We start from the raw sequence: 26,171 nt of genomic DNA, 5'->3' as shown, positions 1-26,171 counted from the left end.
CGTGTGGGGCGGGCTGACGGGGCGCACGGTGGTGGCCAGCGGCCTGCTGGCGCTGGTGGTCGGCAGCGCGTTCGCCGTCCTGCTGACCTCGGTCACGCAGCTACGCGCCGACGACCGCCGCGCCCTGCGGGCGCAGGAGGTGCTGGTGACGGCCAACCACCTGGAGCGGCTCGTCGTCGACATGGAGACGGGCCAGCGCGGATACCTGCTCACCGGCCGGGAGGAGTTGCTGCAGCCATGGGAGGCGGCCGGTGCCTCGTTCGACGACGAGGCCCGCACCCTCGAACAGCTCGTCGCCGACAACCCGGAGCAGCAGGCCAGGGCCGAGCGGATCGCGGCGGAAGGCGACGCGTACCTGCGCGACTACTCGGTACCCCTGGTCGCGCAGGCACGACGGGACCGCTCCGCGGTGCGGACCCTGCCGGAGGTCGAGGAGGGCAGGCGGCGCGTCGACGTCCTGCGGGCGGAGTTCGACCAGTTCCTGGCCACCGAACGCCGCCTCGCCGAGGCGCGGCAGGACGGCTCCGAGGCGGCGGCCAACCGGGCCGTGTTCGCCGCGGTCGCCGGCCTGGCCGGCTCGGTGTTGTTCGTCGTCGTGTTCGCCGGCTACCTGCACCGGGTCATCGTCGCGCCGGTCCGTCAGGTGGCCGCCGCCGCGGGCCGGTTGGCCGCCGGCGACCTGGGCAGTCGCCTACCCGAGCGGGGAGTCGGCGAGGTCGGCGTGTTGCAGCGCTCCTTCAACGCGATGGCGGGCTCGCTGGAACAGGGCCGTGACGCGCTCGCCGCGTCCCGGGCGCGGGTCGTGGCCGCGGGCGACCAGGCGCGGCGCCGCATCGAACGCGACCTGCACGACGGCACCCAGCAGCGGCTGGTGTCGCTGATCCTGGCGCTGCGCGCCGCCGAGGCCGCCGTTCCGCCCGGCTCGCCGGAGCTGAGAAAGCAGTTGTCCCGGGCGGTCGACGGGCTGTCCGACGCCCTCGAAGAGCTGCGGGAGCTGTCCCGCGGCATCCACCCGGCGATCCTGTCGGAGGGCGGCCTGCGGCCGGCGCTCAGGGCGCTCGCCCGGCGCTCGGCGGTCCCGGTCGACCTGGCCGTCGACGTGCCGGCGCGGCTGCCCGAGCAGGTCGAGGTCGGGGCGTACTACGTCGTCTCCGAGGCGCTCGCCAACGCCGCCAAGCACGCCGATGCCTCCGTCGTCGAGGTCGAGGCCCGGCTCACCGCCGGTCGGCTGCACCTGTCGGTGCGCGACGACGGTACGGGGGGCGCCGACCCCGGTCGGGGGTCGGGGCTGGTCGGGCTGGCCGACCGGGTGCACGCGCTGGGCGGCACCCTGTCGGTGACCAGCCCGGTCGGGTCGGGCACCGCGCTGGTCGTCGACCTACCCGCCACCGAAAGGTAGTTCCCCGTCGGCCCGTCGCCCGGGCGGTCGGTGCCGCTTGGGACAGACGCCGCCGCCCGGGCTGCCGAAGCAGCCCGGGCGGCTCGGTTGTCGGCCGGTGCGCCGGCCGGGTTCGCCGGGACCGGCGCGGGGGCACGGCGCGTCTCACCACCGCGCCGCCGGGTGCGGGGTGACCGCCGCGGGAGCCGGCGAGGCCGTCGCGCGCCAGCGTGCCACCAGGATCAGCACCCCGACCGCGGCGTCCACCGCGAGCAACGCCCAACTGATCACGGTGTACGTGTCCACCTGAGCGGCGGTCACCCGGGGTGCCGCACCGAGCGAGATCAGCGTCAACTGCGTGGGCGTGCCGGTGAGCAGCAGGGTCAGGAGCACCGCGATCCCGCTGGAGGCGTCCCAGAACATGTGCAGCAGGGCCATCAGCAGGTACCAGCCGACCAGCGAGGCGCGCAGCCTCGGCCGGCCGTGGCGCGACCGTGCCGCGGTCGCGAACAGGGCGCCGCCCAGGATCGCCGTCCACAGCCCGTGCCCGAACGGTGCCAGGACCCCCCGCAGCGCCTCGGTCTCCACCACGTTGAGCAGCGACAGGCTGCCCGGCGCGGCGAACAGGGCGGTGAAGGCGTAGCCGGCGCTCTCCAGCGCGGCGAATCCCAGCCCCACCGAGGCGCCGAGCACCATGCCGTCCCGGGCGGTGTACCGGGGCAGGTGCCGGGCCAGCAGCCACAGCGCACCGAGCTTGACCGCCTCCTCGATCAGACCGACGCCGACGTAGCCGAGCCCGGACGGTTGCCGCAGCAGCGCCGCCTCCAGGATCGAGGCGCCCAGCACACCGAGTACGCCACCGCAGAGGAACGCGACGAAGACACGCTGCGCCGTCACCACCCCGTCGGCACGACCGAAGGCGTACACCACGAACGTGACCGGGACGAGGAAACTGCCCAACAGAATGATCGTCGGGATCAGGTTGACGTTGCCGGTGGCGAAGGTGACCGGCACCGCCACCACCCACAACACCAGACCAGTCAGGAAGACGCGCGCCCAACTCGGCAGCCGACCACGGGCTCGCCGCTGCGTACCGATGCCCGGGCCCGGGCGGGGGACCGCGCCGCGGCCGGGGTTGATGCTCGGCTCGACGGCCGCCGGCGACACCATTGTCATCTCCTGCTCCCTCCGTGCCACCGCCGGGCGGGGCCCGGCGGCTGCCCAGTTCTCACCAAGCGAGCGTGTCACCGGGACCGGCCCCTGCCATCGCCGCCAACCGGGATCCCTCGGTACCGGCTAGCCGTAACCGCCGACCGTCGCCCGCCTCCTCTGATCACGACGAGAACCCGGTGGCGATGTCGCCCGCCCGGCGCGGGGCCTTGCCGGCGACGGCGGACAGGGGCAGTGCCACGGATTCCAGCGGTCGGCGTTCGGCGCGAACCCCGAAGACGATCTCGACGATGCCGCCGGCCACCATGACGGCCCCGCCGATGAGGTAGCCGACGAACAGCCGGGACGGGTTGGTGCCGGCCCCGATCAGGTGGCCGTACAGCACCGGGCCGATGGCGCCGAAGCACTGTGCGATGGCGAAGAACACCGCGATCGCCTGGGCCCGCACCTCGAGCGGGAAGATCTCGCTGACGGTCAGGTAGGCGGCGCTGGCACCCGCCGAGGCGAAGAAGAAGATGACGCACCACGCGATGGTCTGGGTGGCCGCGGTGAGAACGCCCTGGTCGAACAGGTACGCGGTGACCGCCAGCAGGACGCCGGAGAGGATGTAGGTGCCGGAGATCATCGGTTTGCGCCCGACGGTGTCGAACAGTCTGCCGATGGTCAACGGACCGAGCAGGTTACCGAGCGCGAAGCCGATCAGGTAGAGGGGTGCGTTGTCCGCGCTGACCCCGTAGAACCGGGTGAGCACCAGGACGTACGTGAAGAAGATCGCGTTGTACAGGAACGACTGGGTGATCATCAAGCTGGCACCCAGCACCGACCGCCGCCAGTGGTCCACGAAGAGGACCCGCAGCAGCGTGCGGTAACCGCCGCGCACCGGCCGGATCTCGATCGCGTCGCTGTCGTCCACCGGCCGCAACGCTCGCCCGCTCTGGTGGCTCTGCGCCTCGACGAGCGCGATCACCCGCTCCGCCTCCGCGGCGCGGCCGTGCATGAGCAGCCAGCGAGGGCTCTCCGGGAGGTTGCGCCGCACGTACAGCACGACGACGGCGAGGACGGGTCCGAGCAGGAAGCCGAGCCGCCACCCCAGCGCCGGAGGCAGCGTGTGCAGGAAGAACAGCGCGCCGAGCGTGCCGAGGATCGCCCCGGCCCAGTAGGTTCCGTTGACGCCGATGTCGATCCGCCCGCGGTACGGGGCCGGGATCATCTCGTCGATGGCCGAGTTGATGGCGGCGTACTCCCCACCGATGCCGGCACCCGCCACGAACCGGGTGAGCAGCAGGTACACGACGGCACCGGTACCGTGGCCCAGGGTCAGCGCGGTCAGGCCGCTGCCGCCGAGGTACACGGCGAGCGTCACCATGAACAGGTTGCGGCGGCCGAGCCGGTCGGCGAGTCGCCCGAAGAACAGGGCACCGAAGACCTGGCCGACGAGGTAGACCGTCGCCACGGCGCCCACCGCGGTCGCGGACATGGCCAACGTGTCGGCCTGCCCGAGCACGGCGCCGACGGAACTGGCGATGGTGATCTCCAACCCGTCCAGCACCCACGCCACGCCGAGGGCGAGCACCAACCGGGTATGGAACGGGCTCCAGGCAAGTCGGTCCAGTCGGGCCGGAATCGTGCTTCGGACCGCTCCGGAGGCGGTCGCTGTGCTGGTCATGGTGCGGCTCCTTCTGGGCGCTGCGCTGCGCGGTCGGCGCGCCGGCGGGACCCGGCGGGCCCGCACCGGCCACCGTCGCTCCGTTCGGCGTCGCCGCCCTCGGAGCCAGCCCCCAACTCCGCTACCTGCCAGCGGTAACCGGGAGTTGCCGCCAGCCGGATCGGTGCGTGGGCACGTCCGTTGACTTCAACCAAACTTGAGGTTGAAGACTTGGTCGGCGACGCTGCTTCTCCCGCGAAAGGTGCTTCTCATGCGTGCTGTCTCCAGGTGGCCAGGTTCGGCGGCCCAGAGGTGTTGTCCTACGTGAACCTGCCGGATCCGGCACCCGGTCCCGGCCAGGTCGTCGTCACCATGGCTGTGGCGGACGTCATCTTCCTCGACACCCTGCTGCGTGCCGGCTGGGGCCAGGACTTCTTCCCACGGACACTGCCGTACGTGCCCGGCGGTGGCGGAGCGGGGGTGGTACGGGAGACCGGCGAGGGGGTTGACCCGGCATGGGTCGGCCGGCGCGTGGTCGTCCGGACCGACACCTGCTACGCCGAGCGGGTCGTCGCCAACCTCGGGGAGATCATGCCAGTGCCCGACGGGGTGGCCACCGAGGTTGCGGCGGCGCTGCTGCACGACGGCGTGACCGCGCTCAGCCTGGACCAGCTCGGAGCACCGAAGAGGGGGAATGGTGCTGGTGTCGGCCGCGGCCGGCGGCGCCGGATCGCTGCTGGTGCAGTTGGCCGTCGACGCCGGCGCCCGGGTCGTGGCCGCCGCGACGCCAAGCTCGCGCTGGCCCGCGAGCTGGGCGCGGAGGTCACCGTCGACTACGCCCGGCCGGACTGGATCGCACGGGTACGGGAGGCGACCGGTGGCGGGGCGGCACTGGTCTACGACGGCGCGGGCGGCTCCCTCGGCACGGCCGCCCTGGAGGCGGTGGCCGACGGCGGCCGGTTCGTCACCTACGGCACCGCCGACGGCTTCGCCACGCCCGACCCGGAGCGGGCCGGACGCCGTGGCATCCGGGTCATCACCCCGTTGGTGGACGGTCCCCCGAGCCAGGAGCGGGTACGCGAACTGCTGGATCTGGCACTGCGGCGGGCCGCGCAGGGACGACTACGACCGGCGATCGGTGCCACCTATCCGCTGGAGCAGGCCGCCGACGCCCACCGGGCGCTGGCGGAGCGCGCCACGGTGGGCAAGTCCCTATTGGTGGTGGAACGGTAGCTCCACCGCAGCCGGTTGTCGGGCGGCGGCGGGCTACCGCAGGTGGGCGACGGGCTACTCCAGGTGGAAGGTGGCGTCGGCGCGGTCGGTGGCGGTGCTCGGCACCTGCACGTACAGCAGGTAGTCGTAGTGCCGGAGGTAACGGCCGGCGACGTTGGACGCCTCGAAGCTCACGCCGGTGGAGTCGGCCAGGCCGGCGCGGCGGAAGAAGCTCGCGTCGTTGCGGAACAGGGTGCTGCCGTCGTTTCTCTCGACCCAGATCTCGTAGTTCTTGTGCCGCAGGTAGTAGCCGGGGTTGCTGGTCGACTCCAGCGACACGGTGCCGCTGCCGGCGAGCCCGGTCACGATCCGGAACTGCGAGTCGGCGAGGGCGGTCACGTTCGCGTCGATGCGCCCACGAAACTCCCAGTGCCGGATGTACCGGTCCGCAACGTTGTGTGACCTGAGCCGGTACGGCGTCACCCCGTCGGCGACCGGGAAGCCGAAGTTCGGTGTGCCGTCGGCGTTCCAGTAGAACTTCTGGATCCGGGTACGCCGGTTCGGGTCGTTGAGCGGGTCGCCGGTGATGTTCTTGTAGCTGCGGTCGTGGTAGACGAGAATGTCGCTCTGCCCGTCCTCGGAGACGGTGAACGAGTTGTGGCCCGGCCCGTACTGGCTGGTGGCATCGTTGCTCCGGAAGACCGGCTGGGCGCTCTTCGTCCACGACGCCGGGTTCATCAGGTTGCTCGACGTGGCGGCGGTCAGCAGCCCCATGCAGTAGTTGGCGTCCGTCGCGCTGGCCGAGAAGGTCATGAACACCCGGCCGTTACGGATGATCACCGCCGGTCCCTCGTTGACCCGGTGACCGATGGTCTCCCAGGAGTGGGTCGGCACGGCGATCCGGACCGGCGTCGCGGAGATCGTCCACGGGTTGCTCATCGGCGCCAGGTAGAGGTTGGTGCCGCTGCCGACCGCCGGGTCGTTCTGCGCCCAGGAGAGGTAGCGGGTTCCGTTGTGGACGAACGTGGTGGCGTCCAGCGAAAAGGTGTCCAGCGGCAACGCGATCCGCCCCCGCTCGACCCAGGTGCCGGTCAACGGGTTGGCGCTGGTGTTCTCCAGCACGTACGGGCGGATCCGCCAGATGTCGTCGGTGCGGCCCGCGGCGAAGTAGATGTACCACCTACCGCCGATGAAGTGCAGCTCCGGTGCCCAGATGTGCGCGCCCATCTCGCCACTCGCGTGCCTGCGCCAGACGACCGTCTCGGCGGCGCTGGCCAGCCCCTGCAGGGTGGTCGCCCGGCGCAGCACGATCCGGTCGTACTCGGGCGCGGTCGCGGTGAAGTAGTAGTGGCCGTCGGTGTGCTTGTGGATCCATGGGTCGGCGCGACGGGCGATCAGTGAGTTGGTGTACGTGACCGCGGGCGCGGCCTGCGCTCGGCCCGGCACCAGCAGGCTCGCGGCCCCACCCAGGACAGGCATCGTGAGGAGGGTACGTCTGCGCATGTGGCTCTCCCTTGCCCCCTGGGCGGTTCCGCCGCTCTACCGGTTGCTGCTGCCACTGCGGGCAAGGCCGTTCCGGCACGAGGTGGCCCGCCCACGCGCACCACACCCCGGGCTTGCCACGCCGAGGCAGGTGAAGACCGCGTAACGAGAGTGTTAACGCCCACACTGAGGGCGTCAAGCAGGGATCTTCTGGTCACGCGCCAGCTTCATGCGCCGGTCGCCACCGGCGTGTTCTGGTTGGCGGTCAGTCGCCACTGACCGTTTTCCTTGGACAGCACGTACATCGGCGTGCCCTCGCCCAATTCGGTCACCTGCTCGCCCAACGGGGAGAAGTACCGCTGGCGCACCTTGACCGCGGCCACGTCCGGCCGAATGAAGAGCACATACATCACCTCGTACGACGGAACAAGGTCCTGCGGCAGGGCGAAAAGCCGGAGCGATGTCGAGGACCATCGATATTGCCGGCACCGGTCCAGGCGTGTTGGAATGGCTCACATCGCCGCAGCGCGGGGGCAACCGCGCTGGGAACGGCCAGCACGGGAGCCTCGCATCATCGCCGGCGCACCGCTTGGCAGACGCTTGCGCGTCGCCACCTCGGCTGCGCCCGGCCACCGCCACGACGAACACACCGCCCCGGGCCGGTGTCCCCCCGCCGTACGCATCCCCGCGACGGCCGATTGTTCGACGCCTGACGCGCCGCAGGCGTCCGATGCGGTCTGCCGACGCACCCGAACCGGTGACGAGGTGAGAAGCGATCATGGTTTCCCGAGAGAGTTTCGCGCAGTGGTACCGAAACCGCTTCGTGTGGATGGTGGAGATCATGCTGGTGGTGTCGGCCGGCACGGTCGCACTGGTCAACTCCACCGACTCCGCGGCGGAGCCGGCGGATCTACGGGGGCAGATCATGAACCGGATGCGTACTGTCCTCGAACAGACGGACCCGGCCCACCACAACCACGCCGGGCACCAGGCCCAGCAGGCGGCCACCGAAACGGCGAAGCCCCGGGTGATCTGCGGGGTCCACGTCTACGGCTACGAGCCGGCCGAGGCCAGCAAGATCGCCGACGTGCGGACGGTCTACGGCTTCCACCTCTGCGGGATCGCCGAGAAAGAACACCCCTGGGACGTGGCGGTCAAGCTGGCCGGTCCGCTCATCATGGACATGTCCACCGAGCCACCCGGCATCCAGGTGGTCGAGGCCACCGCCGACGTCATGTACGTCGACCGGCTGCGGCAGATGTTCCCGGACAGGTACGCACAACTGGCGCTCAAGGAGGCGCTGGCCGACTCGGAGATGGTCGACCTACGCCGCCGGTACGACGCGGCAGCCGGGCTCTGACCCTGCCGGCTACCGGTCCCGGCTGATGGGGCCGTTGCGGCCGCAGCAGCTACGCGAGGGGCTGTTTCGACTGGGGATCGCTCGGATCGTCGCCGCTGAGCGGTGGGCTCGCCGGGGGGCGAGCCCACCGCAGCACCACGGCGGCTGGGAGCAGCGCGCCGCCCACCTACCCACGCCGCCCTGATGGCAGTACTGACCTCGGTGCGCTCACGGAGTGATCGCGCGAGCCTGCACGATCCGGCGGTAGGTGTCGTCGTTGCGCTCAGGCCGCCGCAGCCTCGGCGAGCTCCGCGTCGTTGTCCGCGATGAGGAGATCCACGAGTTGCTTCTGGATGCCGTCGTAGACGGGGTGGTGCATGATCGTCGTACGGCTGCGTGGCCTGGGGATCGGTACGTCGATGGTGGTACGCACCGACGGGTGGGGCAGGTTCGCCATCACCACGATCCGGTCGGCGAGCAGGATCGCCTCGTCCAGACCGTGCGTCACCATCAACACGGTCTCGGTCTCCGACTCGCTGTCCCACAGGTCGACGAGTTGCTGCTGTAACCGGGAACGGGTCAGCGCGTCCAGAGCGCCGAACGGCTCGTCGAGCAGCAGCGTCCGGGGCGCAACCGCGAACGCCCGGGCCACCGCCGCCCGCTGGGCCATGCCGCCGGAGACCTGACCCGGCCGCTTGTTGCGATGCTCCCACAGCGACACCGCGGTCAGGTAGCGCTCGACCATCTCGTCGACCCGGGCCCGTTTCCAGCCCGGGCGGGACTCCTGCACCGCGACCCGGACGTTCTGCCGCAAGCTCAACCACGGCAGCAGCGAATAGTTCTGGAACACCATCGCGCGGTCGGGCCCCGGCCCGCTGACCGGCTGCCCGTCGATGCGCACCGTGCCGCTGTCGGCCTTGACCAGCCCACCGACGATGTTGAGCAGGGTGGACTTCCCGCAGCCGGAGTGGCCGATGAACGAGACGAACTCGCCGGTGTTGATGGTCAGGTCGACGCCGCGCAGCACCTCCTGCGGCGCGTGGCCCCGACGTCGAAACGATTTGCGGATGCCGTTGATGTCGATGCTCATCCGTGTACCTCCTCAGGAGTGACCCACCGGGCGAGCCTGAGCAGGACCGTGTCGAGGACGAGCCCGACCACACCGATGAGGACGATGGCCGCGACGACCTTGTCGAGTTCCAGGGCGTTGTACGAGTTCCACACGAAGTAGCCGACGCCGGAGTTGCCCTGAAGCATCTCGACCGCGACGATGACCATCCAGCCAATGCCCATGGACAGCCGCAGGCCGGTGATGATGGACGGCAGCGCGTTGGGAATCAGCACATGCCACAGGTACGCCAGCGGCCGGAACTTGAAGACCAGCGCCACGTTGCGTTGGTCATGGGGGATGGCCACGGCACCCGCCGCGGTGTTGATCAGTGTTGGCCACAGGGTGGTGATGAAGATGACGATGATGGCCGACTGCGACGGTTCCTGAATGATGTAGAGCCAGATCGGGAACCAGGCCAGTGGCGACACCGGACGGAGCACCTGCACCAGTGGATTGAGTGCGGACCAGACCGGCCGGGCCGCCCCCATGGCCAACCCGAGCGTGATCCCCACCAGCGCGGCCAGACCGAATCCCATGAACACCCGCCGCAGCGAGATGTACAGGTGCAGGCCGATGCCCTTGTCGTTGGTGGTGTTGAAAAACGGTCGGCTGAGCAGGTCGCCGAGGGTCCGGGCGCTGTCGAGCGGACCCGGCACCGTGGCTGAGTTGCGGGTCGCGAGCTGCCACAGGGCCACGAAGACCGCGAGGCCGACCAGGGCCCAGAACGTGGTCACCGAGACGCCGATCAGTCGGCTGCCCAGCGCCGGCAGCCAGTCGGCCGTTGCCCGACCACGTGGCCCGCTGGCCTCGACGCCCACGGTCGGGGCCGGCGATTCGATGTCGGTGGTCGACGTCTCCGGCGCGGCGATTCCCGCGCCTGCCGGCGGAGCGGTTGACATCAGGCTGGGACTGGAATCTTCCACGGCCGGCGCGACAGCGCTCGGTGTTGCGTCGCGTGGTGTCATGGCCGCTTGGCCTCGTCCTCGACGTTTTTCGGGTCGAACGTGACGTTGTCCAGCTTGACGTGGAACGGCGCCATGTCGTCGTCCGGGATCTTGATGCCCTCGTCGGTGGCGACCTTCGCGTACAGGTCGTGCAGGATCAGCTCGTCGGCGAGCTTGGCGTAGTCGGGCGCGTCCTTGACCAGCCCGAAGCGCTGGTACTGGGCCAGAAACCAGTACACATGGGAGCGCCGCGGGTAGGGCGTCTCGCCGTCGCGGAAGAACATCATCTGGTCACCGGTGTAGGTCTTGGTGCCGAGGCCGGCACCAAGGTCGTACTGGCCGAGCAGCCGGCCCCTGATGTCCGCCGCCGGCGCGTTGACGTAGCCCACCGGTGAGAGCATGCCGGCCAGCTTGTCGCGGTTGGCGAGGTCGTCCAGCCACTTGCACGCCTTGAGAATGGCCTTCATGACCTCGGCCAGCGTGCCCTGGTCCTGGGTGAGCCTGGCTCCCACCACGAGCGCCTTTTCCGGGTGGTGCTGCCAAATGTCCTGGGTGGTGATGTGGGTGAAGCCGATGCCCTTCTGGACCGCCACCGCGTTCCACGGCTCGCCCACGCAGTATCCGTCCTGGTTGTTGGCGGCCATGTTCGACACCATCTGCGGTGGCGGAACCGCGGAGACCTGGATGTTGGAGAGGTCGGCCTTGGTTGCCTTGAGCCAGTAGCGCAACCACGTGTCGTGGGTGCCGCCCGGAAAGGTCATCGCCAGCTTGGGCTTCTCCTTTTCGAGTAAGGACTTTGCCGCGCTCAGGTCACCGTAGGCGGCACCACCGTACGCCTTCTTCAGGGTGATGGCCTGGCCATTGTTGTTCAACACCATAGCGATCTTGAGATTGGTCGTACCGGCCTTTCCACCGATGCCCATCGCGACCGACAGTGGCATGCTGAACAGCACATGCCCGCCGTCGATCTCACCGCTCAGGAGGTTGTCCCGGGTCGCCGGCCACGACGCCTGCTTGATGAGCTCGACGTCCAGGCCACGCTCGGCGAAGTAACCGAGTTCCTTTGCCGCGATCAATGGCGCGCAGTCGGTGAGCGCGATGAATCCGAGTTTGACCTTGCGCAGGTTATTGATGCCGGCACCGACAGGTTGGCCGGGGCTTTCGTCGACAGCGCACGCGGACAGGGCGCTACCGGTTGCCGCCATGGCGGCAGCAGATCCGGCGAGGCGAAGGAAGCCGCGGCGGTGCAGATAGGTGGTCATGGCCGAGACCGTAGGGCCGCCGGAAATCACGAGCGTTGCTGAGCCATCAACTCCGCGTGTGGCGGGGTGCACATGGCCCTTGTTGCGTCGCGGTTACGAATCCGGCACGGAGATAGTTCGAAGACCTCAAACCAGGATGAACATCGATGGGATAAGGGGCTCACCATCTCCTGCGAGGCCGGCAACGTATCAGTAACGCACTACCCCAAGACTCCTCGCATGACGCCGACCGGGGCTGGCCTAACGCTGGCAGGATACACAGTGGCCATCACCGGCGGCGACCTACAGCAGGTCGCGGCGCTGCTACGTCAGCACGGGGCGGCGGTCGTCGACCTACCGCTGTTGCGGACCGTGCCCGGCGAACGGGACGCGAAGATGCGCCTCGCCACCGGACGGCTCATCCGGACTCCGGTCGATCATGTCGTCGCCACCACCGCGGCGGGATGGTCGCGATGGCTGTCGGCGACGACAGCATGGGGTCTGGCCGATGCCCTCCGTTCCCGGCTCAACTCGGCGAGGATCCTGTCGATGCACGAGTCAGTCAGCGCCGCGCTGGTGACCACCGGATTCACCAACCACTGGGTGGCGTCGACCGGTGACCTCGGTGAGGCGGTGACCTGGCTGCTCGGCCGCGACCCGGTGAGCCGCCGCGTCGCCGTGACGGCCGACGACGCGCTGCCGGCCCGACCGCTGGGCAGACTCCGCTCACACCGCATCGGGGTGATGGTCGTGCCGACCCGTCGCTCGGCTCGCCCGGTCGGCCTGGCGGCACTGAACCGGCTCGCGCGGATGATCATCCAGCGCGAGGTTCAGGCGGTCACGTTCGCCAGCGCCGCCGGGCCGCGCGCGCTGGTCGACGTCACGACCCGGGCCAATCGCGGGAACCTGCTGTTGAGCGCGCTGGCGACGGACGTCGCGGTCGCCACCACCCACGAGGAGTCGGCCGAATTCTTTCTCTCCCGGGAGGTGCCTGTCGCCTGGGCTGCCGATGGCAGCCCTGACGAACTCGCCAGACGCCTCGTGGAGGTGCTGGTGTCGCGCCGTCGGCAGTTCCAGGCCCGTGGCCATCGGTTCACCGTGCAGGGCGACGCCGTGCTGGTCAACGGTACGACCATCCGGCTCGGACCGCGGCCGGCGATGCTCATGCGCACCCTCGCCGACTACCCGGGTTACACGCTGTCCCGCAGCATCATCGAACGATTCGTACCTGTGCCCCACCGCGGCGGACGCTTCGGCGGCGAGCAGGCCGTATGGCGCCTGCGGGCGGAACTTGGCGATTACGGCTGGCTCGTGGCCACCGAGATCGGCCAGGGCTACCGCCTCATCGTGGACTGAGCGCGACCCGTCGCCCGGACCACCACCCCACGAGCCCGCCCGAGCAGCACTCCCGCAGGCCCGGCCGCCCACCCCTGAGGTGCGCAGCCGGCCGAGCAGGATCAGTTCCGGTACGAGCGAAGCTGCCAGAGCTGGAGCGCGTCCAGCCGCACGGATCCCCGCTCGGCGAAGACCTGCACGCTGTCGCCGTCCGCGCCGGGAAACACCTGATCAGTGATCACGCTCTGACCCTGGCCGCCGAAAACCTCCACCGAGGACCAGTCGGCCAAGATGCGCAGCGTCACCTTGCCGTTCTGGGCTTCCAGTGGTGCGCGATGCACACCGGCGAAGTCTCGGCTGAAGTCGACGGCGCCGGACCGGGACCGGTCGACATACACCTGTCTGGTCCGACGGTCGTAACCGACGACCGTCTCCTGGCCCGCTCCGGCGTGGATCTTGATTCCGAACCGCTCCGCGTCACCCAGAGAGAACGTTGCCGCGATCTCCACGGCACGGCCACGGCCGATCGGCGACGCGGAACCCGCGCGGATCGTCCGGTTCTGCGCGGTGACCGGTGGACCGTGGCGGAGCTGGTTCAATCCAGCTACCGGCTGCTGGACCAGACGCAGCTTGCCGTCGATGGTGCGCAGTCCCATCTCGCGCGGCACGCTCATCGCCCCCCGCCAGGTGGAGGTGGGGATGATTCCGGCGTACTGCCAGTTGTTCATCCAGCCGATCATGTACCGCTTGCCGTCGGGCACGTTGTCGAAGGAGATGGCGGCGTAGTAGTCCTTGCCGTGGTCGACCCAGCTCGCGCGTTCGAGAACCGACCGCGCGGGCGCGTCGGCGGCGACGAAGTGGTCGGCCATGATGTGGCCCCAGCCGCCGGTGTTGTTGTCCACCAGCTGGATCTGGACCTGCCTGCCTTGATAGGGGCGAAGGTCGAAGTGGGCCCAGTCGAGGACGCCGCTGTTGGGCCCGGTGACACTCTGTACGACCTTGCCGCCGACGAGCAGGTTGACTGAGGTTTCGGTGGAGACGGGTCTGGCCCGGGTGTCGGAGAGCACGACGTGGTCGAGGTTGATGTGGCCCCAACTGCCGGTGTTGGCATCGACGACCCGGATCTGGGCCGCCTTGCCGGCCAGGTCACGGACGTCCCAGCTGGCCCAGTTCAACGCCTCGGAGTCGTTGCCGGTGGCCGTGCGGACGACCTTGCCGTCGACGACGAGGTTGACCGCCGTCGGGTCGCCGAGGCTCATCGGGTGGTAGCCGCCGGCGATGAGGAAGTTGAGGTACGCCTTGTCGATGGTGAAGGTCGGCGAGGCCAGCGTGCCGACCGTCGAGTCGCCTTCGACGTACGTGTTGACCAGGCCGTTGCCCAGCCACCCGGACACCTGCTGTTGGCCGGGCAGCGTGCCGGTGGCGGGGGCGGCGCCGAACGCTCGGCCGGCCACCGTCCAGTCGCCGTAGTCGCCGCCCTCGAAGTCGGCCAGGAGGGTGCCGGTAGGTGTCGAGGATCGCGCGACCGCATCCGGGTTGTGCGGGTGCCTGCCGCCGCCGACGACGAAGTTGAGGTACGGCTTGCGTGCGGTGAACGGCGGCGAGGTCAGGGTGCCGGTCGGGGTGTCGCCGCCGTGGAAGCTGTTGGCCAGGCGCTGGCCGAAGAAACCGCTGACGCCGTGCTGGTTCTGCCAGCCCCCCGCCGACGGACCGGGACCGAACGCGGTGCCGGTTGCCGTCCAGCCGGCGAAGTCCGTCGCCTCGAAGGACTGCAGCACCGCGCCGGCAGGTGGCGTGTAGGAGCCATCGTCGTCCGGGGTGAACGTCCTGCCGTCGAAGTCGCCCACGAAGTACTGGGTCGCCGAGCCGCCCTGGATACCACCGGGGCTCAGGCTGACGATCAGCACCCACTTCTGCTTGCCGGTGTTGCCGTCCACCGGTAGCGGGAACAGATCTGGGCACTCCCAGACGCCGCCGGCCGCGCCGGCCGGGCCGAAGTCACTGAGATGGGTCCAGGACTTCAGGTCCTTTGAGGAGTAGAAGCGCACCTTGCGTTCGGTGGCCAGGACCAGGGCCATGAGCCAGCTCTTGGTTGGCGCGTACCACTGCACCTTCGGGTCACGGAACTCGCGTGAGCCGATGTCGAGCACCGGATTGCTCGCGTACTTGGTCCACGTCCGACCGCGGTCGGTGCTGTAGGCCAGCGATTGCGTTTGGCTCCCGCCGGTCTTGGCCGCACTGGTGTAGACGGCGACCATCGCGGGCTCGTCCGGGGTGCCGAATCCGGAGGTGTTGGCGTGGTCGACGACCGCGCTGCCAGAAAAGATCATCTCCTCGTCGTCGTGGCCGATGGCCAGCGGCAGTTGTCGCCAGTGCACGAGGTCTGTGCTGACCGCGTGGCCCCACGAGATGTTGCCCCACCCGGTGCCGTCCGGGTTGTACTGGAAGAACAGGTGGTACTCACCCTCGTGGTAGAGCAGTCCGTTCGGGTCGTTCAACCAGTTGCGCTCGGGCGTGAAGTGGAATTGCGGACGGTAGGGCTCGGCGAAGGTCGCAGGGGCGTCGGCCTCCGGCCCGGGGATGGGCGCCGCGGAGGACAACCCAGCCATGACCGCAACACTCAGAGCGGCGGCGGCGTACGTCGTGGCCAGTCGGTGGTACATCCTGACCTCCTGATCGTGGGTCGGCATGACCGGGCGGCACGGGTACCGCCCCTGCGACAACGTTGTCGTACCCGGCATGGACAGTGGATCGCCTGCGGAGCCGGTGGGTTGGCGAACCGTATCCTGTGACGGCGTTTCGAAGACGTCGCCGAGCATCACCTGCGCAATGCCGGTACGACAACGTTGACGCTACGGGCGAGTAATCGATCACGACAAGTCTTTGTAACATAACCGTAACCTGACGGGAGTAACGGCGACATGACGCAGGTTCCCGCGCGGCGCATCGAGCCCACCATGCGCGACGTCGCCGCGCTGGCCGGAGTGAGCATCAAGACGGTTTCCCGGGTCATCAACGATCAGGGCGGCGCCGGCGCCGACGTGGTCGAGCGCGTGCGGGCCGCGGCCCAGAGTCTCGGGTACCGGCCGAACCTGAGCGCGAGCAGCCTCCGCCGCTCCGACCGGCGGAGCGCGACCCTGGGCGTCCTCGTCGAGGACCTGTCCAATCCCTTCGACGCCGCGCTGTTGCGCGCCGTCGAGGAGCGGGCCCGACGCGACCGGGTACTCGTGCTTGCCAGCAGCGCGGAAGACGACATCGACCTGCAACGGGAACAACTCGAGTCCCTGGCCGGGCGACGGGTGGATGGCATCGTCGTCATGGCCGCCAGCGGGCAGCAGGACGACCTGCAGCACGAACGGTCGCGCGGTACCCCGATGGTGCTGGTGGACCGCCCGCCCACCTTCAGTGACACCGACAGCGTCACCACCACGAATCGAGAAAGCTCCCGACAGGCGGTTCTGCAACTCGCCGCGTACGGGCATCGGCACATCGCCTTTCTCGGCGGCCGGGAAACCGTCTGGACCAGCCAGGAGCGCCGCATCGGTTACCTTGAGGGGCTGGCCCAGGCCGGGTTGAGATGGCGCGACGAATCGGTGTGCACGGATCTCAAGGGCGTCGACGCGGCAGAGCGCGCCGTCGCCGGCCTGCTCGACCTGACCAGTCCCCCCACGGCGATATTCACGGCGCAGAACCTCATCACGGTAGGGGCGATGCGCGTGCTGCTCGCTCGAGGCTGGCAACACCGCGTCGCGCTGATCGGCTTCGACGACTTCCCGTTGGCCGACATGCTGGACCCAGCGATCACCGTCGTACGCCAGGACGTACCCCTGATCGGGCGCACCGCCGCGGACCTGGTGCTCTCCCGCATCGAGGGGGATCGGTCGCCGGCGGTACACGCGGTCGTCCCGGCCGAGCTCGTCCGTCGCGGGTCGGGCGAGCTGCGGCCACCGCCGTCGTGAGATGGGCTGGCAGGGACCGTGGCGGTCACGGTCCCTGCCAGGCTGGTGCCTACCGCTTCATCAGGGCTATCCCACCTGCTGTCGTCGCGTCTGCTGAGTGGCCGGAATGTAGCCGTAGTCGAGTTCCTCGACGACGTAGGTGCGGTTGCCACGGATGTCCAGGCGCAGCGTCGGCGCGAGGGTTCCACCGTAGACGGGAGCCTGCTCGCCGGGCTGGGTGAAGATCGTATCGATGAAGCTCTCCACCAACAGGTTCGGCATCACATAGTGCGAGTACTGCTGCAGGCGCTGCTCCGGGGGGTTGCCCAGGACCAGAGCGCTGGCGTTGAGCGGTCGGTAGTTGCTGCGCAGCGACTCGCCGACGAACCCGTAGACGCCGTCAGGTCCGGTCAGACCCGGGGCGAAGGTGAACGTGTGGCTGATCGTGAACAGATACACCTTGCCGTTGCGGAAGACCAGGTGCGGGCGCTCGGTCTGCTGGTTGACGCAGTTCGCCGACAGGATCGGCGGAAGCAGCCGCCAGCTGCGCAGGTCGCTGCGGGTCGCCTCCATGAGTCCGATGTTGCCGGTGTAGTAACGCGCCTCTGCCGGTACCGTGTGCCCGGGTGGCAGCTTCCCCAGGTCCCGCTGCTGGCACTGGTACTCGCCGGCCACGCCACCGGTGTTGCCCTCGAAAAGGATGTACGTGCGGTCGTCGTCGGGGTTGCGGAAGGCGAACGGGTCACGGAAGGCGTAGATGATCGGGCCGGCCTGAGACTGTTCGAGCGTTTGGTAGAAGCGCCCGTCCGCCTCGGCGATGATCTTGTGATTACGGAATCCGGTGAACCACACACCGCGGTCGTCGGCGTGGATCCGCCCAGTCGCCGTGGCGAGGCGTTGCAGGGCGTCGTTGGGGTCGATGCCGCCGTTGTCGCGGCCGGAGGCGGTGTAGAAGGTCTGCACCTCGTTGCCGTCACGCAGAATCGTCGAGCCGGCCCACTCACGTGAACCGAGCGAGGTGTCCGCCGGGAACATGTGGCCGCCATACTTCCACGACTTCCCGTCGCGGGAGTAGAAGAAGCCGATACGCGCCTGCCAGTGCCGGTCACCGAAGAAGATGTTCCGGGGCGCGGTCAGCGAGAAGATCACGTGCCAACCCTTGTAGGTCACCACGTTGGTCGACAGGTTCGTCAACGGCCAGGTATCCCAGATCCACACCTTGTCGGTCATGACCGGGAAGTTGGCTGGAATGAGCGGGCTCGTGTTGGTGGTGTTCGACCGGACCTTCAACGCGTCGGCGCGCTTCCAGGTCGCGGTGAAGTCGTCCTGAGGGGCGTAGCTGGCCTGTGTGGAGGCCGTCGCCATGACCGCCTCGGAGGGGGCGGCCGAGGCCCCTGTCGGTACGACGGCCGCCGCTGCGACGAGCAGGGTCGCGACGAACGCGCCCAGGGGTCTCCTCCAGCTTCTGACGTTGATCTGCACCTGTGCCTCCCTACGTACGGAACTGATGCGCTTACCCCGAATTCGCGACGGAACCAACCTTCAAAAGGCAAGCCGATGTCACTAAAGAAAACGGCTTCCCAAAAACGCGCTTTACCAAGCGCTTCCCCGTGCGCAGGACGTACGATCCGGAATGCCTACTGTGCATTCCGGATTTCTACTTCGGAACCGGTTGACGTCAGGCTGCGTATGCCTCTGTTCCACGCCTCGGCATTGACACCCCTCTCAACACCCTCGTCATATCGAGGCATTGGAATAATCTGCCGATCGGAGAGTACTACCGGGCGGTGAGCCAAGTAAACAGCGAAGGAGCGGACAGGTCATTTCACGGTCTTCACAATGTGCAAATTTCAATCAGCGCCTCGATGCATGATTCAGAAGTTGCCCCGCGAGCAGCCAGAAGTCCTCGGGATGGAGGCCTCCACTCTGGACAAACATTAGATTTTATCGATACAGTGACGGTGCCGGCGAGTTGCCGCACGCCGCGCTCGGACACCGAAAAAATTACGGTATGGAATTGCGTCACGACGGCGCGTAGTGCGGACCTGGCTGCGCTCAGGGGATCCGGCCGTGGCCGGGCCCTTTCCGTCGGCAATTCAACCGAGGCGCTGCGCGCGACAGACACATCAGAAGACCGGCGTCCGACAGTCGAGCTCCTATGTGCCGGCTCGCCGGCTCGGGCAGGACCACGTACGCCCCCGGGCACTCGAAGCGCTTGCGGATCGTCGATGAGGGAATGTGTGCCGCTTCCGTCGTTTTCGATGCCATAACTCGGCGCAAGCCTGCGCCGCCGTAACTCCCGCCAGGCGGCGCGCCGCGTCGGATGGAGGACGGCGGCCACTACCATCCCGAAACCGGCCACCTGGCCAACCTCGGCGCCGAGTTCGAGCGCAACCGCCTCGGCAACGTCCCGATCCACAGTTGGGACGGCACTCGGATCTTCTAGGAGAGACAGCGAAGCATGGGCACGGAGAACTGGAAGGGCCACGTCAACGGGGTTCTCTACGGGATCCAGTTCGACCGGACCCTCGACGATGACGTCGTCACCAGGGTCGCCGACGGAGTCGTCGGCGGGCTCTACCCGGATGGCCGAGCCGGAACCCTGGACGCACTCAACCAAGCGTTGCGCTACTCGGGACCCTCAACGACCAGGTCGAGGCACCCCACAGCGAGGAGAGCATCCGCGCGTTTCTGGGACGGCTGGCGGAGGTCCTCGCAGCACATGGCTGACGACCTGCGTGCAGGGCGGCGACTCGCACTCCGTCGACCTCCCCGCTGGACTGGTCCCGGACGTGGACCGAGGAATCCCGGCGTCGGCCAACTCGTCGCGTACCGTGCTCAGTGTCATGTTGAATCGGGCGCACACCGCGATCTCGCTTGACCTGACGCCCTGCCGCAGCCATTCTCCCACCCGCTCCACGAGCGCGGCCACCTCGGCTTGCCCTGTCGGTGCCCCGCGACATGCGGTCGCTTGCCATGCAGCAACGACCGGTAGCCGGCGAGGCTCTCCTCGCCGTCGCCGTCGAGGTCCTCGATCCGCGACCCCGACAAGTACTCCGGTGGACCAGGAGAGGATTTCCTCGGTGCTGCGGTAGTTGACCCGCAGCCGGCTACTACGCCCGGTGACGGAGATGCCGAGCGCGTTGAGCGAGACCCGAGAGTCGTAGATCCGCTGGTGCGGATCGCCGGTGATGAACAGGTCGTCCGGGCCGGGCACCACCGCGGCCCGGAGCACCCGCCACTGTGCGGGATGCAGGTCCTGTGCCTCATCGACCACGACGTGGTCGTACCCGTGGTCGGTGCCGGCGAGCAGTTGCGCCGCCCGCGCAGATCTGCAGGTGGGTGGCGGTGCCAGCGGCCGACAGTTCCTTGCGGAACATGTCCACGGCGTCCCACAGCCGGTCGCGTTGCCTCGGGCCGAGCGCCGACCATCTCCCCCCGCCGGCTGGCCGCGCGGTACTCCTCGCGGCTCTGCACGTTCTGGGCGAGGATCACGTGCCGGAACCACACAGACCGAAAACGCGAGGAGAAGGTGATCCATCGCTCTGGTAGCGGTGCGAGGTGCCCGGCGCCTCGGCCGCACCGCCCGCAGTGTGCTGCTTCACGCCGAGCCCTGGCGCGAGCCGCACTGTCAACAATTTCCGGAAAGGGTGCGGCAATCTCGGAGCGGCGCGGCACCATACTGGTGCCGCGCCGCTTGTGGATCAAGTGGCGGTGCAGGTGAGCGAAGATACGCCGGACGCACCACTCCCCGAGCCGATGAACCCGAACGCCGTACTGGCGCCGGCGCCGACCGATCCGTTGTAGTCGACGTTCCGCGCGGTCACGTTGGGGCCGCTCGACGTGACCGTGGCGCTCCAGGACTGGCTGATGGCCTGGCCGTTGGTGAACGTCCAGGTGACTGTCCAGCCGCTGATCGAGGTGGAGCCGGCGGTGATCCGCACCTCGGCCTGGAAGCCACCGGACCATTGGTTCGTCACCGAGTACGCCGCCGTACATCCACCGGGCGGCGGGGTCGAGGGCGGTGGCGTCGAGGGCGGCGGAGTGGTAGGTGGCGGAGTCGTCGGCGGCGGAGTGGTAGGCGGCGGAGTGGTAGGTGGCGGAGTCGTCGGCGGCGGCGTGGTAGGTGGTGGCGTGGTAGGTGGTGGCGTGGTAGGTGGTGGCGTACCGCTGAAGGTGAACGCGTCGACGTCGAAGAGGTAGCCCGAGCCGCCGGTGAAGACCAGGAACAGGTTCTGTGTACCGGCCGGTGCGTCGACCGTGCCGGTGACGTTGGTCCAGGTCTCCCAGCCGCCGGTCGGCGAAACCGTGGCCGAGCCGATTACCGGCCCGGTGGCCGAACCGGTACGCAGGGAGAGGGTCCCGCCCGAGCCGCCGGAGGCGACCCGCGCGGTGAAGGACGTGGCCCCGCTCAGGTTGTACGGCGTGAACGAGATCCAGTCGCCGTTTTCGATGTACCCCACCGCGTTGCCGCCGTTGGCCGACGGCTTCGCCACCGTGGTGGTGCCCTGCTGGGCGCTGTAGTGCTCGGCCTGCCGGGTCCGCGGCTGCATGACCACCTGCGGCGAGGTCACCGGCGTGGTCGAGCCGGCCGGCGTGTACTCGGCGGTCAGCACGCCGAAGATGTTCGCGTTGGTGTCGTGCTCACCGTCCGCCGTGGTCTGCAGCGTGCCCGAGCAACCAACGGCGCTGGATATGTCGTGACCGTGGCTGTCGTGCGCAAGGGTGTACTTGACCCTCACGCGGTTACAGTCGACGGTCGGTGCGTTCGCGTCGGTGACCGTGACATCGAACGGGATGGCGTCACCAGGGTTGAACAGCCTGCCGTTCAGCGGCAGGTTGAGGACGACCGTCGGCCGGCCCACCCCGATCACCAAGCTCGCCGTCGAGCTGCGGCCGGTGCTGTCGCGCACCGTGAGCGTGGCCGTGAACTCGCCGTTGGCCGTGTAGGTGAACGACGGGTTGGCGGCCGTCGAGTCGGTGGTGCCGTCGGTGGTGAAGTCCCACGCGTAGGTGATCGGGTCGCCGTCCGGGTCGCCCGAGCCGGCCGAGCTGAACCGCACGGTCAGCGGCGCGCTCCCGCTCGTCGGGTTGGCCGAGACGGACGCGGTCGGCGACCGGCCACCGCCGGAGTTGTACTCGATCCGGTACACCGCCGAGCTTGCGTCACCACTTCCCCAGCCCGTGCCGTAGTCGAGCACGTACAGCGCGCCGTCCGGCCCGAACTCATGATCCATCACCTGGGTACCGGTGTACGCCGGGAAGGCCTCGATCGTGCCCACCCCACCGGAGCTGGTGACCGTGGCCGTCTTGATCCACCGCCGGCCGAACTCGCCGAGGAACACCTTGCCGTTCATCGACGCCGGGAACTTCACGTCGGAGGCGAGCGAGGCGCTGTAGTTGTACACCACGCCGCCCATCGGTGACAGGCCACCACTGCCCAGCGCCGGCGGATTCTGCTCACCGCCGTACGGCAGCCACGCCCGCTGCGAGGGGGGCAGCTGGGTGATGCCGGTGTTGTGGGGAGAGTTGTTCACCGGCCCGCCGGTGCAGTTGAACGGGGCACCCGAAGGACCGGACGGGAAGGTGTAGTCGATGTACGGCGTGTTGTAGCTCGAGCAGTACGGCCAGCCGTAGAAGCCGGGCTGGGTGATCCGCTCGAACGCTACATGGTTGGCCGGCCCACGGTTGGGGTTGCTGCTGCCGGCATCCGGCCCGTACTCACCGAGATACACAATGCCGGTCGCCTTGTCCACGGACATCCGGAACGGGTTGCGGAAACCCATCGCGTAGATCTCGGGCTTGGTCTTGGCCGTACCCGGCGCGAACATGTTGCCGGCCGGGATCGTGTACCCACCGCCGGAGCTCGGCCGGATCCGCAGTATCTTGCCCCGCAGGTCGTTGCTGTTGCCGGAGCTGCGCTGCGCGTCGTAGGCCGGGTTGCGGTTGGGCCGCTCGTCGATCGGCGTGTAGCCGCTGGAGTCGAACGGGTTGGTGTCGTCCCCTGTGGTCAGGTAGAGGTTGCCAGCCGCGTCGAAGTCGATGTCGCCGCCGACGTGGCAGCACATGCCACGACTGGTCGGCACCTCCAGGACCGTCACCTCCGACGACGCGCTCAGCGTGAAGTCGGTGTTCACCGTAAAGCGGGACAGCCGGTTAACGCCGTTGAACGGGGCGAACTGCGCCGCCGTGCCGGTCGACGGCGCGTCGCCGGACGGGGTGGACAGCCGCGGCGAGTAGTACACATACACCCACCGGTTGGTGGCGAAGTTCGGGTCCACCTTGATGCTCTGCAGCCCCTCCTCGTCGTGCGTGTACACCGGGATGGTCAGCGCCACCTTGGTGTTGCCGGCCGGGTCGGTGTAGCGGATGGTGCCGTCCCGCGAGGTGTGCAGCACGCCCCGGTTGGGCAGCACCGTCAGACCCATCGGCTCGCCGACCTCTGCGACGCCCTTGGCCAGGTTCACCATGCGGTAGCCGGCCTGCGGCGGCGGACCGGTCGAGCAGTTGCCGGTCCCCTGCGCCGCGTACCGGACACCGCCCAGCAGGTGCGTACGGAAGTTCGCCTCGCTGTAGCTCTCGTTCGTGTGGCCCATGCCGGTGTACCACGAGCGGCCACCGTCGTAGCCCCGGCACCACGCGATCGGGTGGTCACCCCCCATCGAGCCGCCGGTATACGTGCTCTCGTCCAAACTGGCCAGCACGTGGACCTGCGAACGCGGGTTCGTCCGGTAGTTGTACCACTCGTCGAACCGGGACCACGCCGTCGGCAGCCCGGCCGTCGATGGATGGGAGGTGTCCTCGATCCGCACGGTCGCGTTCTGGTTGGCCGGATGGCTGGCGAAGTACGCGCCAACAAGGTTGCCGTACCACGGCCAGTCGTACTCCGTGTCAGATGCCGCGTGGATGCCCACGTACCCGCCGCCGCCGCGGACGTAGGCCTCGAACGCCGCCTGCTGGCTGGCGTTGAGCACGTCCCCGGTGGTGGACAACCAGACGACCGCCTGGAACCGGGCCAGGTTCGCGGCGGTGAACTGGGCGGCGTCCTCGGTGGTCTCGACGGTGAAGTTGTTCTGCGCGCCGAGCTGCTTGATCGCGGTGATGCCGGCCGGAATCGAGTCGTGCCGGAAACCGGCCGTCTTACTGAAGATCAAAACATTGAAGTCCGCAGCTGCGCTTGCGGGCACGGTGGTGAAGCCTACCGCCGCCACGATGATGGCTAGGCAGAAGGCCAATCTTCGAAACATGATCGGCTGCTCACTTCCTGTCGTACGACGCGCAAACGGACCTGCACCGAAGGCCGCGCCTGGGGTGAATCACCGTGGAGCAGATGCACTGGTTAATGAAACGGGAGCCAGTGTCTGGAATGTCGAGTATTGTGGGCCCTTCTCTCATGGATGGTCGAGGCGCCGGTACCGGCCATGCGCCCGCAACACTCATCTGGCGAACGGGTGCGGTGCTGGCCCGCGCTACGAGGTTGGGGCGGTTGCGCGTGCTGGATCCGAGCGTTGGGTGGGTGACCAGGGTGTCGAGGCGAAAAGCGGGAGGCACCATCTGTAACGCCGCGCATCGATATGTGGGAGCGCTCCCCATCGATGTTTGAAAGGTTGCCAGATTGTTTCCGGCCCATCAAGAGGGGACCGTAGACACGTGCACAAAAGCCCGATTTTGCGCGCATGCGGAAGCCAGCTTTTCAATGGACCGACTTTCGACAGCCATTGTGAATAACAATTTTTGGCGCCCGGTAATGAACCGTTTTTCAACCTGAACCCCGCCGGGCAGGGTAGCTGCCTCGACGCGCCCGACGACCGCCACCACCGGAATCGGCGGATACGACCTGGCGTCGCCCCGGGACCAGCTCCCTGGCGCTCGCCTACGACCGCACCGGGATGCTGGACCACCTGGTGCTGTACCGACCAGGGCCGGAACGGACCGTCTGGGGCACAGGCACGGCGCCAACAACTCGTTCCACGCGGTGTTCCACAGCCAGACCGGGATCGGCGGCTACGCGCTGAAAAGCACCGCGGACCGGATCGTGGCGTTGCGTTCCACCCCGGCGGCCAGCGTACGCAGCTCTGTAGTGATCTTTTCGACGTGCGACACGCTGCCGGATTCCTCCACCTGGCGACGAGAGCCCCTCAGGAGGTCGAACCTGCCGACACGGCACCGTCAGCCATCAACGACCGTGACACCGAAAACCATGCCTACGGCGGGCCCGACCCGGCCGTAGTGCTGCGCCGGCGCCGGTGACGGCTTCGCGGCCGTCACCCGGTCCGGTGTGACACGCAGATTCCGCTGGTGGAGCGCGTGGACATAGCGAAGTGCCCCGCAGCTTGCGTACGGAGTGGACATAGTTCCAGACCTGGCAGTGCCCGTCTGCCACGGCGTAACCTGGTCGCCTACGACCCGGGTAGACGTTGTTCGAACCGCCCACCTCGCAAGCGTGTGAATCGACGAACTCGCCAGCCAACGGCATTCCAGGATCTGGCGCAAGGTCTGCTCGGCTGGCCGAGTGCAGACTCAGTCGGGACGTGACGACTCAAGGAGTTCAAGGCATGGCCCCAGACGCCCACGACGGACCGGTTCCGGAGGCAGACGTACGTGGGCAGCGAGTCCTCGACCTCCTGAATAAGGCAATCGACATCCAGGGCCCACTGGTGCGCAAGAACATCGCCCGGGCTCGCCAGCGGAACCCAGAGGCGACACCGGCACAGGTGATCCGCAATCTGAAGCGGATGTACGTCAGCGCCTTGACCGGGACGGGTGCCGCCGTTGGAGGAGCAGCCGCGGCGCCCGGCGTCGGCACCGGAGTCGCACTGGCACTGTCGGCCGGCGAGGCTCTCTCGTCTCTTGAGCTGAGCGCCCTTTTCGCCCTCTCGATTGCCGAAGTCCACGCAGTTCCCATCGACGAAGTTGAGCGTCGCCGAACGCTCGTGATGGGAATCATGCTCGGCGGGTCCGGCTCGGCCACCATAACCAAGGTCGCCGAGCGTACGGGGCAACACTGGGGGCGTCAGGTTGTCGCCAAGGTGCCTCTCGAGACGTTGCGTCAGATCAACAAGATCTTGGGAAGGAACTTCATCACGAAGTACGGGACCAAGCAGGGGATCATCGTTCTCGGTCGAGCGGCACCGTTCGGGATCGGCGCGGTGATCGGTGGTGGCGCCAACGCTGCCCTCGCCACTCTGGCTGTGCGGGCCGCTCGTCGCGCATTCGGCCCACCCCCGACGTCGTGGCCATGACTGACGCTGTCGGCTCCGCCTGAAAACTGACCCCGTGGTTCCGGCTGAATTTTGACCCCCTCCGGAAGCATCGGGAGGTGCTGAGCGTGGAGGACTGGGCGGAGATCCGTCGGTTGCACCGGGCGGAGCAGATG

16 protein-coding genes and 1 pseudogene are annotated in these 26,171 nt (G+C 68.4%); 6 read left to right on the top strand and 11 right to left on the bottom strand.

From position 1 onward, the window contains the following. Positions 1-1,399, top strand: a 1,399-nt coding sequence (locus E1182_RS14165; protein ID WP_132264999.1) for a CHASE3 domain-containing protein, incomplete at its 5' end; no start/stop codon positions are given. Positions 1,400-1,543: 144 nt separating this feature from the next. On the opposite strand, the gene E1182_RS14160 is transcribed toward E1182_RS14165, so the two are convergent. Continuing rightward, positions 1,544-2,554 carry a PrsW family intramembrane metalloprotease gene (locus tag E1182_RS14160; RefSeq protein ID WP_243706212.1) on the bottom strand — a complete coding sequence of 337 codons (1,011 nt, stop codon included), beginning with the start codon at positions 2,552-2,554 and terminating at the stop codon, positions 1,544-1,546. Positions 2,555-2,711: 157 nt separating this feature from the next. Beyond that, positions 2,712-4,214, bottom strand: a complete 1,503-nt coding sequence (locus E1182_RS14155; protein WP_132264997.1) for an MFS transporter — start codon at positions 4,212-4,214, stop codon at positions 2,712-2,714. Between the two features lie 267 nt (positions 4,215-4,481). Here E1182_RS14155 and E1182_RS14150 point away from each other — a divergent pair. Then, a pseudogene (locus E1182_RS14150) lies at positions 4,482-5,426 on the top strand (zinc-binding dehydrogenase). Positions 5,427-5,480: 54 nt separating this feature from the next. Here E1182_RS14150 and E1182_RS14145 read toward each other — a convergent pair. Both E1182_RS14145 and E1182_RS14140 read right to left on the bottom strand, forming a co-directional pair. Next, positions 5,481-6,884, bottom strand: coding sequence for a family 43 glycosylhydrolase (locus E1182_RS14145; protein WP_132264995.1), 1,404 nt, complete (start codon positions 6,882-6,884; stop codon positions 5,481-5,483). A gap of 230 nt (positions 6,885-7,114) precedes the next feature. Beyond that, positions 7,115-7,291: a hypothetical protein gene (locus E1182_RS14140; RefSeq protein ID WP_207921399.1), complete on the bottom strand. Its 177-nt coding sequence runs from the start codon at positions 7,289-7,291 to the stop codon at positions 7,115-7,117. A 374-nt stretch (positions 7,292-7,665) separates the two neighbouring features. Here E1182_RS14140 and E1182_RS14135 point away from each other — a divergent pair, with 374 nt between their 5' ends. After that, positions 7,666-8,247 (top strand): hypothetical protein, encoded by a 582-nt coding sequence (locus tag E1182_RS14135; RefSeq protein WP_132264993.1) that lies wholly within the window; start codon positions 7,666-7,668, stop codon positions 8,245-8,247. A 262-nt stretch (positions 8,248-8,509) separates the two neighbouring features. Here the strand turns inward: E1182_RS14135 and E1182_RS14130 are convergent, their stop codons facing one another. The 3 genes from E1182_RS14130 to E1182_RS14120 all read right to left on the bottom strand — a co-directional run bounded on the left by E1182_RS14130 (position 8,510) and on the right by E1182_RS14120 (position 11,543). Next, complete coding sequence (locus E1182_RS14130; RefSeq protein ID WP_132264991.1) at positions 8,510-9,316, bottom strand: ABC transporter ATP-binding protein; 807 nt, start codon at positions 9,314-9,316, stop codon at positions 8,510-8,512. Continuing rightward, entirely contained in the window at positions 9,313-10,236 is a 924-nt protein-coding gene (ntrB, locus tag E1182_RS14125) for a nitrate ABC transporter permease (RefSeq protein WP_243706211.1), read from the bottom strand. The genes E1182_RS14130 and ntrB overlap by 4 nt, the downstream gene beginning before the upstream one ends. Before the next feature lie 62 nt (positions 10,237-10,298). After that, positions 10,299-11,543: a CmpA/NrtA family ABC transporter substrate-binding protein gene (locus E1182_RS14120; protein ID WP_132264989.1), complete on the bottom strand. Its 1,245-nt coding sequence runs from the start codon at positions 11,541-11,543 to the stop codon at positions 10,299-10,301. A 261-nt stretch (positions 11,544-11,804) separates the two neighbouring features. On the opposite strand from E1182_RS14120, the gene E1182_RS14115 reads away from it, so the two are divergent. Continuing rightward, entirely contained in the window at positions 11,805-12,878 is a 1,074-nt protein-coding gene (locus E1182_RS14115) for a uroporphyrinogen-III synthase (protein WP_165942609.1), read from the top strand. 101 nt (positions 12,879-12,979) lie between these two features. On the opposite strand, the gene E1182_RS14110 is transcribed toward E1182_RS14115, so the two are convergent. Continuing rightward, positions 12,980-15,520, bottom strand: coding sequence for a glycoside hydrolase family 32 protein (locus E1182_RS14110; protein ID WP_132264985.1), 2,541 nt, complete (start codon positions 15,518-15,520; stop codon positions 12,980-12,982). Between the two features lie 258 nt (positions 15,521-15,778). Here E1182_RS14110 and E1182_RS14105 point away from each other — a divergent pair, with 258 nt between their 5' ends. Then, positions 15,779-16,816: a LacI family DNA-binding transcriptional regulator gene (locus tag E1182_RS14105; RefSeq protein WP_132264983.1), complete on the top strand. Its 1,038-nt coding sequence runs from the start codon at positions 15,779-15,781 to the stop codon at positions 16,814-16,816. Positions 16,817-16,882: 66 nt separating this feature from the next. On the opposite strand, the gene E1182_RS14100 is transcribed toward E1182_RS14105, so the two are convergent. From E1182_RS14100 to E1182_RS14090, 3 genes are all read right to left on the bottom strand, one after another. Then, positions 16,883-18,277 carry a glycoside hydrolase family 68 protein gene (locus tag E1182_RS14100; protein ID WP_207921398.1) on the bottom strand — a complete coding sequence of 465 codons (1,395 nt, stop codon included), beginning with the start codon at positions 18,275-18,277 and terminating at the stop codon, positions 16,883-16,885. Between the two features lie 1,159 nt (positions 18,278-19,436). Next, a complete protein-coding gene (locus E1182_RS14095; RefSeq protein ID WP_243706210.1) occupies positions 19,437-20,336 on the bottom strand; it encodes a UvrD-helicase domain-containing protein in 900 nt (299 codons plus the stop codon). Positions 20,337-20,499: 163 nt separating this feature from the next. Continuing rightward, a complete protein-coding gene (locus E1182_RS14090) occupies positions 20,500-24,042 on the bottom strand; it encodes a ThuA domain-containing protein (protein ID WP_132264981.1) in 3,543 nt (1,180 codons plus the stop codon). A 1,308-nt stretch (positions 24,043-25,350) separates the two neighbouring features. Here E1182_RS14090 and E1182_RS14085 point away from each other — a divergent pair. Continuing rightward, on the top strand, positions 25,351-26,037 hold the full coding sequence (locus E1182_RS14085; protein ID WP_132264979.1) for a hypothetical protein: 687 nt from the start codon (positions 25,351-25,353) through the stop codon (positions 26,035-26,037). Positions 26,038-26,171 lie beyond the last annotated feature (134 nt).

Origin of the sequence: Micromonospora sp. KC721 (assembly GCF_004348355.1) — a bacterium.
In the GTDB taxonomy this organism is placed as follows: Bacteria; Actinomycetota; Actinomycetes; order Mycobacteriales; family Micromonosporaceae; genus Micromonospora.
This window is presented reverse-complemented; position numbering and strand designations above follow the sequence as displayed.